This is a genomic window from Streptomyces sp. NPDC020490, from assembly GCF_044335305.1.
GTDB lineage: Bacteria > Actinomycetota > Actinomycetes > Streptomycetales > Streptomycetaceae > Streptomyces.
The window spans coordinates 139,695-156,147 of record NZ_JBIRUY010000003.1; the positions used below are offsets into that span (position 1 = coordinate 139,695).

General features: G+C 74.8%; 8 protein-coding genes. 3 read left to right on the forward strand and 5 right to left on the reverse strand.

Going from position 1 to position 16,453, the window contains the following annotated elements; translation table 11 throughout:
• Window positions 1-31 precede the first annotated feature (31 nt).
• Together ACH4ZX_RS05540 and ACH4ZX_RS05545 are read left to right on the forward strand one after the other, a co-directional pair.
• On the forward strand, window positions 32-1,324 hold the full coding sequence (locus ACH4ZX_RS05540) for a ricin-type beta-trefoil lectin domain protein (RefSeq protein ID WP_398267899.1): 1,293 nt from the start codon (window positions 32-34) through the stop codon (window positions 1,322-1,324).
• A gap of 72 nt (window positions 1,325-1,396) precedes the next feature.
• Window positions 1,397-2,656, forward strand: coding sequence for a phenylacetate--CoA ligase family protein (locus tag ACH4ZX_RS05545; RefSeq protein ID WP_398267902.1), 1,260 nt, complete (start codon window positions 1,397-1,399; stop codon window positions 2,654-2,656).
• 209 nt (window positions 2,657-2,865) lie between these two features.
• Here ACH4ZX_RS05545 and ACH4ZX_RS05550 read toward each other — a convergent pair whose 3' ends face one another.
• From ACH4ZX_RS05550 to eccD, 3 genes are all read right to left on the reverse strand, one after another.
• Window positions 2,866-3,267 carry a helix-turn-helix domain-containing protein gene (locus tag ACH4ZX_RS05550; RefSeq protein WP_398267905.1) on the reverse strand — a complete coding sequence of 134 codons (402 nt, stop codon included), beginning with the start codon at window positions 3,265-3,267 and terminating at the stop codon, window positions 2,866-2,868.
• Window positions 3,268-3,609: 342 nt separating this feature from the next.
• Window positions 3,610-5,154, reverse strand: coding sequence for a type VII secretion protein EccB (gene eccB / locus ACH4ZX_RS05555; RefSeq protein ID WP_398267908.1), 1,545 nt, complete (start codon window positions 5,152-5,154; stop codon window positions 3,610-3,612).
• A gap of 162 nt (window positions 5,155-5,316) precedes the next feature.
• Window positions 5,317-6,717, reverse strand: coding sequence for a type VII secretion integral membrane protein EccD (gene eccD / locus ACH4ZX_RS05560; protein ID WP_398267911.1), 1,401 nt, complete (start codon window positions 6,715-6,717; stop codon window positions 5,317-5,319).
• Between the two features lie 205 nt (window positions 6,718-6,922).
• Here eccD and eccCa point away from each other — a divergent pair, with 205 nt between their 5' ends.
• Window positions 6,923-10,870 carry a type VII secretion protein EccCa gene (eccCa, locus tag ACH4ZX_RS05565; protein ID WP_398268392.1) on the forward strand — a complete coding sequence of 1,316 codons (3,948 nt, stop codon included), beginning with the start codon at window positions 6,923-6,925 and terminating at the stop codon, window positions 10,868-10,870.
• Window positions 10,871-11,677: 807 nt separating this feature from the next.
• On the opposite strand, the gene ACH4ZX_RS05570 is transcribed toward eccCa, so the two are convergent.
• Window positions 11,678-12,889, reverse strand: coding sequence for a S8 family serine peptidase (locus ACH4ZX_RS05570; RefSeq protein ID WP_398268395.1), 1,212 nt, complete (start codon window positions 12,887-12,889; stop codon window positions 11,678-11,680).
• A 71-nt stretch (window positions 12,890-12,960) separates the two neighbouring features.
• Window positions 12,961-16,290, reverse strand: a complete 3,330-nt coding sequence (locus tag ACH4ZX_RS05575) for a right-handed parallel beta-helix repeat-containing protein (RefSeq protein ID WP_398267914.1) — start codon at window positions 16,288-16,290, stop codon at window positions 12,961-12,963.
• Window positions 16,291-16,453 lie beyond the last annotated feature (163 nt).

Here is a 16,453-nt window from a genome sequence, read left to right on the forward strand (position 1 = left end):
ACACCGTCCCTGTCGTACCCGAGAAGGAAACATGACCCCTTCACAGCCCCAGGAACCGCAGAGAACCCCTGACCGGGCCGGCTCGCCGGCACAAGGACCGGACGCCGCCGTGGCCCGGACCGCCGAGGCCGGCGAAGCGACCGGGGCCGCGTCACCCCCGGCCGCCGCGGCAACCGCGGCCACCCCGGAGCAGTCGGCCGCCCCGGCCACCGCCGCCCTCGCCGGTCCCGGGCCCACGGCGCACGGCGCGTCCGGTCCGGCGGCCCGGCGCCCCGAGGCCACCGGCGAGGCCGCAGAGGAACCGGAGGCGGCCGGTGCCGCCCCCGAGCCCGGCGCCGCTCCCGAGGCCGGTGCCGCGGAGGCGGGGACCGCCGCCGCGTCCGGCGGCGAGGAGCCGGAGGAGGCCGAGGCGGCCCCCGCGGGGATGCCCGAGCCGGCGCCCGCCGCCCCCGCGGGACGGCCGCACAAGAGCCTGCTGGCCGGAGCCGCCATGGTCGGGGCGCTGCTGCTGGCCGTGCCGTTCCTGGTGGGCGGCGAGGACGACGGCAGCCGCGCCCAGGCGGCCGGAGCGACCCCCGGTACCGTGCTCGGCGGCCCCGGCGAGGACGGTTACGGTGCCATCGGATCGGCGTCCCCGACCACCGGAGCCGGACCTGCGGCGCGCGGCGCGTCCGGCAAGGACTCCGGGTCGCACGACGCCGGGCGCCCGGACACGCACGCCCAGGCCGACCAGGTCGCGTCCACCGGCGGAAAGGGCGCGCAGGGCGGCAACAGCGGCAGCGGCGGCAAGCACACGAGCGCCGAGAAGGCCACCGGCCACACCACGGGCGGCCAGGCCGGCGGTTCCACGTCCGGGAAGACGGACACCACCAAGACCACCTCGAACAAGACCTCGTCCGGCACGAGCGACACGACGTCGTCCGGCGGCGGTTCCTCGACGCCCCCGGGCGTCTCCATCCGGAGTTACGCCTCCGGCCGCTGCATCGACGTCACGGGCTCCGGGGGCGACGGCACACCGCTGCAGATCTGGGACTGCACCGGGGCCTCGCAGCAGACCTGGCGGTTCATGAAGGACGGCACCGTGCGCGCGCTGGGCCTGTGCATGGACGTCGCCTGGGGCGCGACCGGCAACGGCGCGGTGATCCAACTGGCCAGGTGCAGCGGCAACCCCGCCCAGCAGTTCCGGCTCAACGCCGCGCACGACCTGGTCAACCCGCAGGCGGACAAGTGCGTCGACGTGAAGGACCGCGGCACCGGCAACGGCACCCGGCTCCAGCTGTGGGACTGCAACGGCGCGAGCAACCAGAAGTGGAGCGCGGGCTGACCGGCCGTACCTGACCGGCCGTACCCCCCGATCGCCCGCCCCCACGGCACCACCCCGGCAAAGGAATCCGACATGACCGCATCGCAGCTCCGGGAACTCGTGGAGTTCGCCCGCCGGAACTCCCCCTACTACCGGGACCTCTACGCGCGGGTGAAGACGGACGAGAACCTGCGCCCGGAGGATCTCCCCGTCGTCGACCACTCCGGTTTCTGGGCGGCCAACACCACCCACGACAACCAGGTGCTGACGAGCCGCCAGCTGGAGGGCATCGTGTTCCGGACGGGCGGTACCACCAGCCGTCCCAAGCTCACCGTCTTCACCCGCGCCGAACTGCACGCCATGGCGCGGCTGTGGGCGGACGGCTGCACGGCGGCCGGCCTGCGTCCCGGCGACCGTGTCGCCAACCTCTTCTACGCCGGAGAGCTCTACGCGAGCTTCCTGTTCAACACGCTCGCCCTCCAGGAGGCCTCCGTGCCCGCGGTGCACCTGCCGATCGCGGGCAGCCCCTCACCCGAGATCGTGGCGGAGACCATGGCGGAGCAGCAGGCGACCGTCGTGCTGGCCACCCCTACGACCCTCACCCGCGTCGCGGCACACCTCGTCGCCCGCGGGGAGTCGCTGGCGTCGGTCCGCCTGTTCCTGTTCAGCGGTGAGGCCTTCCACGCGGATCAACGGCCTCTGATCACGAAGGCGTTCCCCCGCGCGGACGTCCGCTCGCTGGGGTACGCGTCCGTGGACGCCGGTGTCCTCGCCGCCCCGGTCGAGGGAGAGCCGGACACGCGGGTGCATCGCGTGCACCGGCCGCACAAGCTGCTGGAGATCGTCGACGAGCACACCGGCGAACCGGTCCGCGAGCCGGGCCGGCCGGGACTGCTGCTGGCGACCGACCTGGTCAGGCGTCTCATGCCGGTCATCCGGTATCCCGTGGGCGACGTGGCGGAGTGGGTGGACCACGAGGACGGGCGCTTCCGCCTGCTGGGGCGCTCCGAAACGGGTGCGCGGGTCGGACCGATGACCGTCTACCTCGAGGATCTGCGGGCCGTGGTCGACGAGGTGTCGGGCGGCCGGCTGATCTCGGGTATGCAGGCGGTGCAACGGCGCCGCGATTCCAAGGACGAGCTGGTCCTGCGGATCGCCGGCGAGATCGGGGACCCCGAGCGGTTCGCCGCCCTGGTCGTCGCACGCTTCGACGAACTCCGCCCGGCCTTCGGTGAGCACGTCGAAGCGGGAATGATCCACCCGCTGACGGTCGAGCACGTTCCGCTGGAGGAGCTCGCCGTCAACCCGCGCAGCGGCAAGCTCGTCCGGCTGCTCGACCAGCGCTCCGGCTGAGCGGGAGCGGCTTCCGCCTCCGGTGCCGCCGGCCCCTCGGCGCGGGAGGCGGGCGACGGCGGGCCGGCCGGCCGGAGGCGGGATGCCGGCCGACCCGCCGTCCGGTCACGCGGGCACGTGCCGTGCACGTACCGCCCAGCCTCCGGGGGCCCGCCTCCCGGCCCCGCCTCCGCCGTCACACCTCCGCCGTCACGCGGCCCGGCGGCCGGTCAGCGGCCGGGGCGGGCGGGGCCGGGGTCCAGGGCCGGGTCCATCGAGGCGGACACCTCGGCCACCTCCTCCAGTTGGCGGAAGGAGATGTTCAGCGCGTGCAGAAGGCCCAGGGTCTGGACGAAATTTCCCGGCCACTGGTTCTTTTCCTCGGCCCTTGTGTAGTCGTGGACCTGCATTCCGATGTCCCGGGCCAGTCTCGCCACGGTGAATTGCCGGGCGAGCCGGAGTTCCGCCAGGGTGCGGGGCTGGTCTATTCCCATCAATTCGATGGTCCGGCACCACAGCACGTCCGCCAGCGCGAACAGTTCGCCCTCGGTGGGGCGATGGGTTCCGCTCTCCCAGGCGGCGACCGTGTCGGTGTCGACGGGAGCGCCGACCAATTCCATCTGCCGAGCCACGTCGAACGTCGAAATACCCAGTCGCTGACGTGCCGAGACGGCGACTGCCGGGCGGAAGGGAGGCCGATCCATTACTCGGTCTTTCCTTAGTGTGGGGGAATGTGCGGGCTTGTGCTCACGGGTGTCGCGTGGTTGCCGCACCCCCGGGCGCACCGTCGACCACGAGGTCGTCCGCGCTCGGTGACCGCCGGGAGGAGGAACCTGCACGAGAGTAGGGCCCAACTACCGTGAGAACGCTCTCAATTGAGGGACATCTGAGCTATTGGTCCTCCAGACTCTGCACGTTCGTACACCGGCACCGCCTCTGCGCCGCCCGCGACGCCCGGGAGGAAGCCGGGCCGCTCACCGGCCTCGGGCGTCGGGCGCCTTCCCGCAGGCGGGAGGGGTGGTCCCGGTCGGCTCGCCGGCCGCCGCGGCCCGGGTGTCCAGGTCCGGTCCCGACGGCAGCATGGACAGCAGCGGAGAGGGCAGCGCGACCGCGTCCCCTTCCCCGTACCCCAGCGCCTTCAGCGCGTCGCCGGAGGTCACCCGGTACTTCACGCCGTCCTCGGCCACGAGGTACGCCGTGCCGCCCACCGCCGTGCCGCCCGCGCCCAGCGTGCGCACCAGGGCCGCGTGGCCCGGCCGGACCACCACGGCGTCCACCGGCAGGCACGCCGCCGCCGACTCGCCGGGCGCCGACTGGGCCGCGGGGGCCAGCCCGTCCCGGCTCACCAGGACGGTGCTGACGCGCACCACCCCGTCCACGGCCTGCACCTGGGCGCAGGCCGTGAGCCCGTCCGGCACGCCGGCCACCCGGGGCGGGGAGTCCGGGAGCCCCGCGGAGCCGGCGGACCCGGACGACCGGACGCCGGGGGCGAGGTGGTCCCGGAGCACGTCCGCGCCCAGCGGCTCGGCCTTCGGAGAGCGGCCGCCGTAGGCCTTCTCCCGGGTCGCCGGATCCCCGAGGACCAGCGCCGCCCCGGTGGCCGTGAGCGGCGTCAGGCCCTCCTTCCGCAGCAGGTAGTACTTGGGGTCCGAGCCGGGCACCCGCACCACGTACACCCGGCCCACCGTGCCGCGTGCGCCGCCCAGCGACGGCCCGGCGTAGCCCCGGCCCGGCACGGCGGGCGGGGCGAGGTCGGGGCCGGGGACCATCGCGTCCAGGAACGCGGCGGACACCGGGCGCGGTGTGACGGAGCCGTAGCCCAGGGAGACGGCCGCGCCGGAGGCCCGGTCCAGCCGGAGCCGGCTGCCCCGCCAGACCAGGTAGGCCGTCCTGTCCGGACCGCTCACCAGGAGCGCCTGGTCGTCGGCCATCGGCCGGCTCCGCACGGGGGCGCCGGCGACGAGGGTGGTCACCGTGGCCGAGGCGGAGGCGGAGGCGGAGGCCGAGGCGGAGGCGGAGGCGGAGGCGGAGGCGGAGGCGGCGGACGCGGCGGACCGGGGGGCCGAGCAGACGTGCCAGGCGCCGCCGTCCAGGTCCTTCGCGCTCGGTACGGAGTCCGGGGCCCCCGGTATGCCGACCGGGGTTCCGACCGGCGTGCCGCGCAGCGAGGCGCCGCGCACGTCGGTGGTCTTCAGGTCGCCCGCGCCGATCAGCAGGGCGGAGGCGTAGTTCCGCACCGGCCGGAGGCGGCCGTCGAGGTACAGGTAGCGGCCGCCGGTGTCCCGGTTGACGATCAGGGTGTCCGAGGCCCGCCACGAGTCGTCGCCGCCGGGCGAGATCAGCCCGTACACCACCGCGCCGGCCCCGACGAGCGCGGCGACGAGGACTCCGACGGCCGCGCCCCGCGTGGTACGGGCCAGCGGGCTCTCCGGGGCGTCCGGGTCGGCGAGCAGCATGCCGGAGGTGAGCCTGCCGATGGCGAAGGCATGGGCCTGGACCTGGTCGCGCTTGGACTGCATGGGATGGCGTTCCCTTTCCGTTCTCTGTGCGGTTCGGCCGTCGTCGACGAGGGAGCGGAGGCCGCCTTCGGCGACGTACCGGGTGATGGCGGCTGCACGACATGCGACCCGCCGGGCCTGCGCGGCGGTCAGCCGCCCCGGGGGAGGGGCATGCGCGGCGGTTCAGCCGCCCAGGGCCCGGAGGTCGCCGAAGACCCCGAGCACCCACAGCGTCAGCGGCAGCAGGGCGATCGCCAGCAGCGACTGCAGCAGCTCCGCCGCGCGGCCCCAGTACGGCAGCATCCGCCGGCCCGGCACCGTCCAGGAGGCGACGGCCAGCACCGCGGCCAGCGCCAGAAGCCCCGCCACGAGCCCCGGGCGGTCGGCCGGGGAGAGCCGCGCCGCGGTGGCGACGGCCAGCAGGAACCCTCCCCACAGGCCCGGGATCACCAGCGCCAGCCGCTGCCACACGTTGACCATGCCGCGTCCGTGCAGCAACAGCAGCAGCGACAGCACGCCCGCGGTCAGCCCCGCCGGAAGGCCGGACTGCCGGGCGAGGGCGGCCAGGCAGCCGGCGCAGACGGCGCCGGTCGCCGCGTACAGGGCTGTCATCCAGGCGCCGGCGAGTTCGGTCCGGGTGGCGACGTCGCTGCCGTTGTACGGGTCGATGCCCTCCTGCAACTGCTGGGCGCTGGTGGGCAGCGGGGGCATCCGCAGGCCGGCGAGCCGGAACGACAGGGCGGGCACGAAGGCCCCCAGGAGCACGGCCACGGCGGCCATCGCGGCGCCCGCGCCGTCCACCGGCACGCCGGCGACGCTCACCAGGGCCCCCGCGCAGGCGGAGGCGACCGCCACCACGGCCGTGGCCATGAAGAGCGGGGTGTACACGGCCGTCGCGGCCACCGCCAGCGTCGCCGCGCCGGCGGCCGTCGCACCCGCGGCCAGCAGCCGCGCGCCGAGGACGTGGTGCGCGTGCGGGCCGGAGAGGTCGCCGCCGGGCAGCAGCCAGCCGGCGAGTGCCAGGGAGGGCACCGCCAGCAGGCCGAGGGTCGCGCCCGCCGCCGCGTCCCCCACCGCCCGGCCGGCCGAGGCCGCCCCGGCCAGCAGCAGCAGACCGGCCACGGCGGCGGTCACCGCACGGGCGACGACCGGGCCTCCGGGCCAGGCCAGCACGCCCAGCGCGGTCAGCACGCAGACCGCGACGGCCGCGCGGAACAGCCGGCGGCCGGCCTCCGGGCCCCAGCCGTGCAGCCGTTCGCGGGTGACCTCGGCGATCCCGTCGACGAGGTCGTCCAGCCGCACCTCGGGCAGCGCGTCGGCGTGCGGACGCAGGTGGAGCACCTCGCCGTCCTTCAGGTCGAGCGACTCCAGGGTGGCCTCGTCGTCCAGCGGTGCCTCGCCCAGCCGTTGCAGCACCCAGCCACCGTGTTCCAGGCCGTTCTCCTCCAGTTCCTCGCCGGAGTAGCGCAGTACGGCGGGCAGCAGGTCGGCGACGGGAACGTCGGCGGGGACGGCCAGGTCGATGGTCCTGGCCGGGGCACGGACGGTGAGGTGGCACAGCGACGCCACCGGGCTGTCAGTCATTGGAGGGCCACGCTTTCCAGGAATGTCATCGACGTACTTGGTATTGGCAGTTGAACGGATGCAGACTACTGACACCCCGAAGCATTCGTGAACGCCCCGGGGATTTCGCACTCTTGGCCCGGTCCATGAGTAGCGCGCCACGGTTAGGAGCCCGTTCTTGAGCGTCGTCCTATTCCGCCGCCCTGCCCGCAGGCGCGGGCCGGAAATGCCCGAGGGTGAATTGGCCCTCCAGGAGCCGCCGACCCTGCCGGAAACGGTTCCGGACAATTCGGCGGTCTGGACCTACCTGCCGATGGGCATGATGTCCGCCTCCATGATGCTGGCGTTCCTGCGCCCCGGCGGAAGCGGGGGTGCGCTGATGTACGTGGCGCTGGGCGTCATGGTCGTCGGCTCCGCCCTGATGGTGGTCGGCCAGGTGATGCGCAGGAGCGGCGAGCGCAAACAGCGGCTGCGCGGCGAGCGCCGGGACTACCTGCGCTACCTGTCGCAGACCCGGCGCAAGGTCCACCGGGCGGTCGTGGAGCAGCAGTTGGCACTCGCCTGGCGTCATCCCGAGCCCAGGACCCTGCGTTCCATGGTGCGGACCACGCGGCTGTGGGAACGGCGCGCCCGGGACGAGGACTTCGCCGAGGTGCGGGTGGCCGTCGGGGACCAGCAGCTGGCGATGCGGCTGGCGCCGGTGTCCGCCAAGCCGGTGGAGGACCTCGACCCGATGTGCGCGCACGCGCTGCGCCGGTTCATGCGGGCCTACAGCACGGTGCCCGAGCAGCCCATCGCGCTGTACCTGCGGTCCTGGGCCCGGGTGCTGCTGCGCGGCGACGAGGCGGCGGTACGCGGCCTGGTGCGGGCCGCGCTGTGCCAGCTGGCGGTGTTCCACGCCCCGGAGGACCTGTGGATCGCGCTGTGCGTCAGCGACGAGCGGCGCGCGGAGTGGGACTGGGTCAAGTGGCTGCCGCACAACCTGCACCCGTACGAGCACGACGGCGCCGGGCCCACGCGCATGGTGGCCGGCGACCTGGGCGGCCTGGAGGACCTGCTCGGCGTGGAGTTCACCGAGCGGCCCGCCTTCGACCCGGAGGCGGTTCCCGGCCGTGACGAGCCGTTCACCGTGCTCGTGGTGGACGGCGGCCGGGTGCCCGCCGGGCACCGGCTCGACGGCGCCGGCCTGCGCAACGTCGTCGTGCTCGACCTGTCGGAGACGCTGCGGTGGCGGCCGGGACGCACCACGCTGCGGCTGGACGTGCGGCCGGACGGGATGCGGCTGGTGCGCACCGACCGCAGCCGCAAGGAGCAGTCGACGCTGCTGGGCCGCCCCGACGCGGTCGGCCCGGCCGGCGCCCGGGCGCTGGCCGGGATGCTCGCGCCGTACCGGATGGGCCTGACCGCCGAGAGCGCCGAGCCGCTGTCCACGGACACGGAGCTGACCGCCCTGCTCGGCATCTCCGACCTGCGGCGCCACGATCCGGCGGCGTTGTGGCGGCGCAGCACGGGCTCGGCCCGGCTGCGCGTCCCGGTCGCGGTGGGCGCCGACGGGGCCCCGGTCGAACTGGACATCAAGGAGGCGGCGCAGGGCGGCATGGGCCCGCACGGCATGCTGATCGGCGCGACCGGCTCGGGCAAGAGCGAGCTGCTGCGCACCCTGGTGGTGGCGCTCGCGCTGACGAACTCCTCGGAGACGCTGAACTTCGTCCTGGTGGACTTCAAGGGCGGGGCCACGTTCCTCGGTCTGGAGGAGCTGCCGCACACCTCGGCGGTGATCACCAACCTGGCGGACGAGGCGGCCCTGGTGGAGCGGATGCGGGACGCCGTCCACGGCGAGCTGATACGACGTCAGGAGCTGCTGCGGGCGGCCGGCAACTACACCTCCGCACTGGACTACGAGAAGGCCCGCGCCTCGGGAACGCCGCTGGCGCCGCTGCCGAGCCTGTTCATCGTGGTCGACGAGTTCAGCGAACTGCTCGCCGCCCACCGGGACTTCATGGACCTGTTCGTGATGATCGGCCGGCTGGGCCGGTCCCTCGGGGTGCACCTGCTGCTGGCCTCGCAGCGCCTGGACGAGGGACGCATGCACCAGTTGGAGAGCCATCTGTCGTACCGCATCGGCCTGCGCACCTTCTCGGCCATGGAGAGCCGTGGCGTGCTGGGCGTCCCGGACGCCTACCAGCTGCCGTCGCAGCCGGGCGCCGGGTTCCTGAAGAGCGGCGTGGAGGCGCTGACCCGGTTCCGGGCGGCGTACGTGTCGGGGGCGTACCGGTCGCGCGGGGGCGCGGTGGTCCGGGCCCGGGTCGCCAGCCAGGTGGTGCCGTGGACCGCGGACTACGTGGTGCCGCGCTCACCGGCCGCGCTGCCCGAGCCGGAGCCCGAGGCGGCGGAGGAGGACGAGAACGCGCCGTCCCTGCTGTCGGTGGCCGTGGAGCGGCTGCGGGACGCCGGACCGCCGGCGCTCCGGGTGTGGCTGCCGCCGCTGGACCTGCCGCCCACCCTCGACGGACTGCTGCCCGGCCTGTCGGAGGACCCCGAACGCGGACTGGTCTGCGCCGACTGGCCGGGACACGGCCGGCTGCGGGTGCCGGTGGGTGTGGTGGACAAGCCGTTCGAACAGCGGCGCGACCCGCTCGTGGTGGACCTGTCCGGGAGCGGCGGGCACATCGCGGTGGCGGGCGGTTCGCAGAGCGGCAAGTCGACGGTGCTGCGCACCCTGATCGCCGCCCTCGCGCTCACCCACACCCCCCGCGAGGTGCAGTTCTACTGCCTGGACCTGGGCGGCGGAACGCTGGCCGGGCTGGCCGGGCTGCCGCACGTCGGCGGCGTGGCGAACCGGCTCGACGCCGAGCGGGTGGGCCGTACGGTGGCCGAGGTGAACACTCTGCTCAACCAGCGTGAGCAGTTCTTCCTCGACCACAGCATCGACTCGATGGCGACCTACCGCAGGCGCCGCGCGGCCGGCGAGTTCGCGGACGAGCCGCACGGCGACGTCTTCCTGGTGGTGGACGGCTGGGGCACGCTGCGCCAGGACTTCGACGCGCTGCTCCCCACCCTCAACCAGATCGCCACGCGCGGCCTGAACTTCGGCATCCACCTGGCCGTCGCCACGGCGCGCTGGCTGGAGCTGTCCCCCCAGGTGCGCGACCAGGCGGCGACCCGGCTGGAGCTGCGGCTGGGCGACGCCATGGACTCGGTGGTGGACATCCGCAAGGCCGGGACCGTGCCGCGCAGCCCGGGACGCGGCCTGACGACGGACGGCAAGCTGCACTTCCTGGCCGCGCTGCCGCGCATCGACGGCCGGGAGAGCGCCGACGACCTCACCGAGGGGGTGGCCGGGCTGGTGGAGCGGGTCGCCGGGTGCTGGCCGGGCCCGGCCGCGCCGCCCGTACGGACGCTGCCGCACCGGCTGTCCGTCTCCGAGCTGCCGGAGCCGGAGCTGGGCGACGGACTGCGCGTTCCGCTGGGCCTCGACGAGGAGACCCTGTCGCCGGTGTGGCACGACTTCAGCCGCACGCCGCACCTGATCGGCATCGGCGACACGGAGAGCGGGAAGACCAACCTGCTGCGGCTGGTCGCCTCGGCGGTCACCGCCCGCTACAGCCCGAACGAGGCCCGCATCCTGGTGGTGGACTACCGCCGCACGCTGGTCGAGGCGGTGCCGGAGGAGTACCGCCTCGGGCACGCGGTGTCGATGGACGCCCTGCGGGAACTGGTCGACGGCTCGGCCAGGGCCATCGCGACCCGGCTGCCCGGACCGGACATCAGCCCGAGCCGGATGCGCCTCGCGGACTGGTGGACGGGTCCCCGGCTGTTCGTGCTCGTCGACGACTACGACATGGTCGGCGGCGGCTTCTCCGTGGGCCACCCCTTCGACCCGTTGTCCGACCATCTGACCCTGGGGCACGAGGTGGGGCTGCACATGGTGGTGATGCGGTCCGCGACCGGCGCGGGCCGGGGCCTGAACGACCCGCTGCTCAGGCGCCTGGACGAGGTCAACACACCGGGAGTGCTGCTGTCCTGCCCGCCGTCCGAGGGCTACCTGTTCGGCACCGTCAAGCCACGCAACCTGCCGCCCGGCCGGGCCCAGTACATCGCCCGCCGCAAGGGCACCCTCATCCAGACCGCACTCCTGGACGAACCGGACAGCGAGGACCCGGCCGGGGCGTGACCCCCGGCCCGGTGAGGGGCGGCCGTGCGGTGAGCCGCCCCTCACCGGTCGCCGGTCGCTGCGGTGTCGTCGCCGCCCGGATCGACCGGTGGCAACACCCACGCGTACCGGACCGACTGCTCGGCGACGCCCGCGCGTGCCGGACCGACTATTCGGCGACGCCCTCGCGTGCCGGACCGACTATTCGGCGACGCCCTCGCGTGCCGGACCGACTGCTCGGCGACGCCCACGCGTACCGGGCCGCCGGCCGGACGGCGATACCCGCGCGTGCCACGACGCGGCCGGACGGCTCCACCGGGCGCCATGCCTGGGCGGCACCCAACCGCTTCGGCTGCAAGCTCCGTTGCCGCACCTGCCCGGCATCCGCCGCCGACACCCCGGCGATCAACCGGACAGCCGCGCCCGAACCCCACGGCCACACAGCACCCGTACCGCCTTGACGGCGAGGACCTTTTCGTCCCCGCCAGGCGTCCATCGCCGACACCCCGCGATCAACCAGTCAGCCGCACCGGAACACCACGCCCGCGCAGCACCCCAACCGCTCTGGCGACGCGGCGCGTTGCGGCTTCTGGGCGGCGCCGGCCGCCGCCGCCCACCAGGACCGGCTCGGTGCCGCTGGGCCGATCGGCCCGCCCTTTCGTCCGCCGGGCGGTGACGAGCGGGCCCGGTGTGGCCGGCGCCGGGCTCGTCACTCCACCCGCACGGCTGCCCCGCACGGCCGCGCCCGGCGCCAGGCCGGCGCCAGGCCGGCGCCAGGCCGGGGCCAGGCCGGGGCCAGGCCGGGGCCAGGCCGGGGCCAGGCCGGGGTCAGCCCGCCGTCGAGGCGTCCTTCCCGGGTGGGCGCCATCGGCGGGCACGGCCCTTCGGGATGATCACGGCGGCCCAGACGGTCACCAGGATCAGGCCGGCGGCGGCACCGGCCGGCCACAGGGCACGTCGCGTCGCCCGGGCACCGGCCTCGTCCGTCTGGAGACGCACCGGCCGGGAACGGTCGGCCGGCGCCGGGCCGGGGGACGCGCCCGGCACGAAGGTGAGCGCACCGTACGGGTCGAGGCGGGGCACGTCCGCCGGGTAGGCCGTCGTGACCAGTCTGCGCGCCGTCTCGGCGGCGGACAGGTCCGGATGCGCGGACCGCACCAGGGCGGCCGCCGCGGCGACGTACCCGGCGGCGAGCGAGGGTCCGGAGCCGATGAAGTGGCCACGCCCACGGGGACCGATGCCGAGGACGCCGTCGCCCGGGGCGGCGAGGTCGGCGTGGCGTGGCGTGAACGCGCCCTCCGGCCGCTGTCCCCGCACGTCGACGTCGACGACGGACAGCACGCCGTCCGAGGCCGCCGGCCAGTAGTCGGCGGGCGGCGCGGCGGAGGACGTGCCGTCGCGGGGGGCGTCGGGAGCCGCGGCGGCCACGATCAGGGCGTCGTGTGCGGCGGCGTGGGCGAGGGCGCGCCGGAGGGCGGCGGAATCGCGGGTGAGAGCCGGGGACACCACGATCACCCGGGCTCCGGCGTCCACCCCCGCCCGGATGCCGTCCGCGACCGAGCCGTCCGTCGCCGCGCCCCGCTTGTCGGTGCCCCGCACGGCCACGACGCGTGCCTGCCGGGCCGCTCCCGAGAAGCCGACGCCGTCCACGGGGGCGGCGGCGATCAGCCCGGCCACGAAGGTGCCGTGGCCCACGCAGTCGTCACCGGCCCCGCCCACCGCGGTGACCCGGCCCGCCAGGGCGGGCGCCTCCATCGAGACCCCGGTGTCGACGACGGCCACCGTCACCCCGGCGCCGGTGCCGAACTGCTCTGTCCTGGACAGCTGCAGGTTCACCTGTTCCCAGGGCACGGCCTCGGCCACCGTGGCGGAGCCGCCGGTGCAGTCGGCGCCGGCCGACAGCCGGGACGGCATCACGGGCAGCCGTACCGGATCCCCGGACGCGGCCGGGGACGCGGTCGCCGGCCCGGCCGCCACCGCCGACGCGGAGAGCAGGGTGACGAGGGTCAGCACCGCCCGGCGGAGCCCCAGCCGGCGCATGCCGCCGGTGCCGCTTCCGGCGCCGCTTCCGGGCCGGGCCACGGGGCCGCCGCGCCGTCCCACAGTTCGGGTCATCCGGACACCGCCCGGCCGCCCGGCGCCACGTCCTCGGGAAGCAGCAGCCGCAGATCCTCCAGCCCGGGGGCGGCCATCGTGCTCAGCCGCCCGGCCTGACGCGTCATCATGCCCTCCAGGACCTGACGGGCGAGCCGCGCGTTGCCGAAGGACCGGTCGCGCGGGAGCGACTCGAAGTACGCGCGCAGCACCTGGCCCGTGCCCGGCCCGCACTCGTAGCCGGAGGCGGCGGCGTGCTGCCGCACGATGGTGACCAGTTCGTCCGAGGAGTAGTCGGCGAACTCCACCCGCCGGGAGAAGCGCGAGGACAGGCCCGGGTTGGAGGAGAGGAAGCGTTCCATCTCCTCGGTGTAGCCGGCGACGATGACCACCGCCTGGTCCCGGTGGTCCTCCATGAGCTTGAGCAGGGTGTCCACCGCCTCCTGCCCGAAGTCCGACCCGGAACCCGGCCCGCCGGGAGTCAGCGTGTAGGCCTCGTCCACGAACAGCACGCCGCCCAGGGCGCGTTCGAAGGCCTCCCGGGTCAGCTGCGCGGTGTGGCCGACGTACCGGCCGACGAGGTCGGCGCGGGCCACCTCGACGAGCTGACCGCGCGGCAGCACGCCCAGCGAGACGAGCAGTTCGCCGTAGAGCCGCGCCACCGTGGTCTTGCCGGTGCCCGGCGGCCCGGTGAAGACCAGGTGGTGGCTGATGCGGGGCGCGGGCAGCCCCGCCGCCTCGCGCTGGCGGGTGACGGACAGCAGGTTGACCAGGTCGGTGACGTCGCGCTTGACGGCCGCCAGGCCCACCAGGTCGCCGAGGCGGGCCAGCGGGTCGCCGCCCGGGCCCGCGCCGGCCTCGTCGGCGACCGCGCGGGCGGCCTCCTCGCCGATGTCCTCGGGGAGGAGCAGCTGGAGGTCCTGGTCGGTCATGTCGGAGAGCGTGGCGAGGCGGGTGGCCTGGCGGTCCACCATCTCCTCGAACACCTGGCGGGCGGCGCGGCCGTTGCCGAAGGCCGCGTCCCTGGGCATGCGTTCGAAGTGCACGGCGAGGGCCTTGCGGGTGGCGTCGTCGAGCACGTACTGGTGCCCGGCGCACATGCTCTCCACGATCGCCACCAGTTCCGGCACCGCGTAGTTCTCGAACTCCACGGTCCGGGAGAAACGCGAGGCCAGACCCGGGTTGGAGGCGAGGAAGTCCTGCATCTCGGCGGAGTACCCGGCGGCCACGACCACCACGTCGTCACGGTGGTCCTCCATGAGCTTGAGGAGGGTGTCGACCGCCTCCCGGCCGAAGTCGGCGCCGGAACCGCGGCCGTCGGAGAGCAGGGTGTAGGCCTCGTCGATGAACAGGACGCCGCCCAGGGCGCGGTTGAACGCCTCGGTGGTCTTGATGGCCGTACCGCCGATGACCTGCGCCACCAGGTCGGCCCGGGAGACCTCGACCAGGTGTCCGGAACGCAGTGCGCCGAGTTCGGCGAGGACCGCCCCGTAGAGCCGGGCCACGGTGGTCTTGCCGGTGCCGGGCGGACCCGCGAAGACGAGGTGCCGGCCCATGGGCGGAGCGGACATGCCGAGCTTGGCGCGGCGCTGGGCCATCCGGGTCAGGTTGACCAGCGTGCGCACCTGCTGCTTGACGTTGTCCAGTCCGATCAGCGCGTCGAGGGCGCCGAGGGGGCCGTCCGCCCGGGTGAGCCGGGCCTCCTCGCCGTCCTGCCCCGCGGTGTGCGGGCCGCCGTCGGTCCCGTCGGCGCCCCAGGCGTCCGGCCTGCCGTTGCCGGTGCTGGTCAGTCCCTCGACGGCGAGCCGCTCACCGGGCCTCGACTGTACGAGTCCGCCGCCGCCGTTGTCCCGGACGGTGCAGTTGACGACGGACACCGGTTCCGTCGACTCGACGCACAGACCGTCCTGCGTACTGCCGCTGATCTCGCAGGAGTTGAACGAGCCGCGGCCGCCGTCGGCGACCAGGACGCCGTGCCGGCCGCTGCCGGCCACCCGGAGCCGGGTCGCGGTCAGCTCGCCGCCGCCCTCGACGGCGACCCCGGACTCCTCGGCCCCGCTGATCTCCAGGTCCCGCACCGTCATGATGCCGCCGGCTCCGACCGACACACCGCCGGCGGCGGGCGCGAGGACCGCTCCGCCGCCGACGTAGACGTTGCCGTCGTCCTCGGCCCGGACACCGCAGCGCCCGGCCCGCTCGACCGTGCAGTCCTCCAGCCGGCCCCGGCCGTCCTTCAGGACCTCCACCCCGTGCCCGCGCGGCGCGTTGACACGGGCCCGCCGGATCAGCGGGTTGGCGCCGGTGCGGATGGAGACGCCGGCGCCCTGGGCGTCGGTGACGTCGAGCCGGTCCAGTTCGGCGGCCGACTCCTCCTCCAGCAGCACCGCGGTGGTCGCGCAGTCCTTGACGGTCAGGCCGACCAGGACGGGCGAGGAGTGCCCGTTCACCCGGAGGGCGGGGGCCTGGGCCGCGTCCAGCCAGCAGTCCTCGTACGTCCCCCGGGAGCGGTCGGTGACCAGCAGCCCGCTGCCCTTGGTGCGTGCCGTACGGCAGCGGCGGACCACCGGGTCGCTGCCGCCGCTGACCACGATGCCGGCGCCGGTGGTGGCGGTGACCCGCACGTCCTCGAGTTCCGTCCGGGACTGGCTGACGAGCTGGACCCCGGTGCTGGTGTCGTGCACCACGGTCCGCAGCACCCGCGTGGTGCTGTGTCCCTCCAGGGCGACGGCGGGCTTGTCGGTCGAGGAGATGTCGCAGTCCTCGACCGAGGCCTGCGCCTCTCCGTTGGCGAGGACGCCGTTGCCGCGGGCGTCGCGGACCGTGCAGCCGCGCAGGGTCAGCCGCCCGCTCTCGCCGACGACCACGCCGGAGGTGCCGAGGTGCTCGATGGTGCAGGACTCGACGGAACTCTCCACCACGGCGGTGACCACGACCCCGGCGCCGCCGGGATTGCTGACCCGGCAGTCCCGCAGGGCGAGCGAGCCGCCGGCCCGGGCCAGCAGCGCCGTCCAGGCGGAGCCGGTGACCTCGCACCCCTGCATGGCGACCTGCCCGCGCGGCGCGTCGATGACCGGGAGTTCCTCGTCGCGTCCCTGGAACACCAGGTCGGTGAGCATGGCGGCCTCGGCCTTGAGCACGAGCGCGCTGCCCCGGCGCGGCGCTATCCGGACACTGCCGCGGGCCTGCTCCGCCACGATGGTGACCGGGGTGGTGATGGTCAGGTTCTCCGCGTACGTCCCGGGAGCCACGCTGACGACGGCGCCGCTGCGTGCCCTGGCCAGCGCCTCACCGATCGTCCGAAAGCCGTCGGGTCCCTCCGGGCTGACCGTAAGTACCTGGCGTGACAAGCGCGTTCCTCCTTCTCGGCCCCGCACGGCACAAGTCCGCCCCGGATTGCCTTTGCATGACCATCATGCCGGGCCCCCGCCCGCCCATCCGCCCGGATCCCCAGCAAGTCACCTGCTCCTGAGGGTTACTTGAGCTTCAGAGCGCTTGATCTTGGTCAGCTTC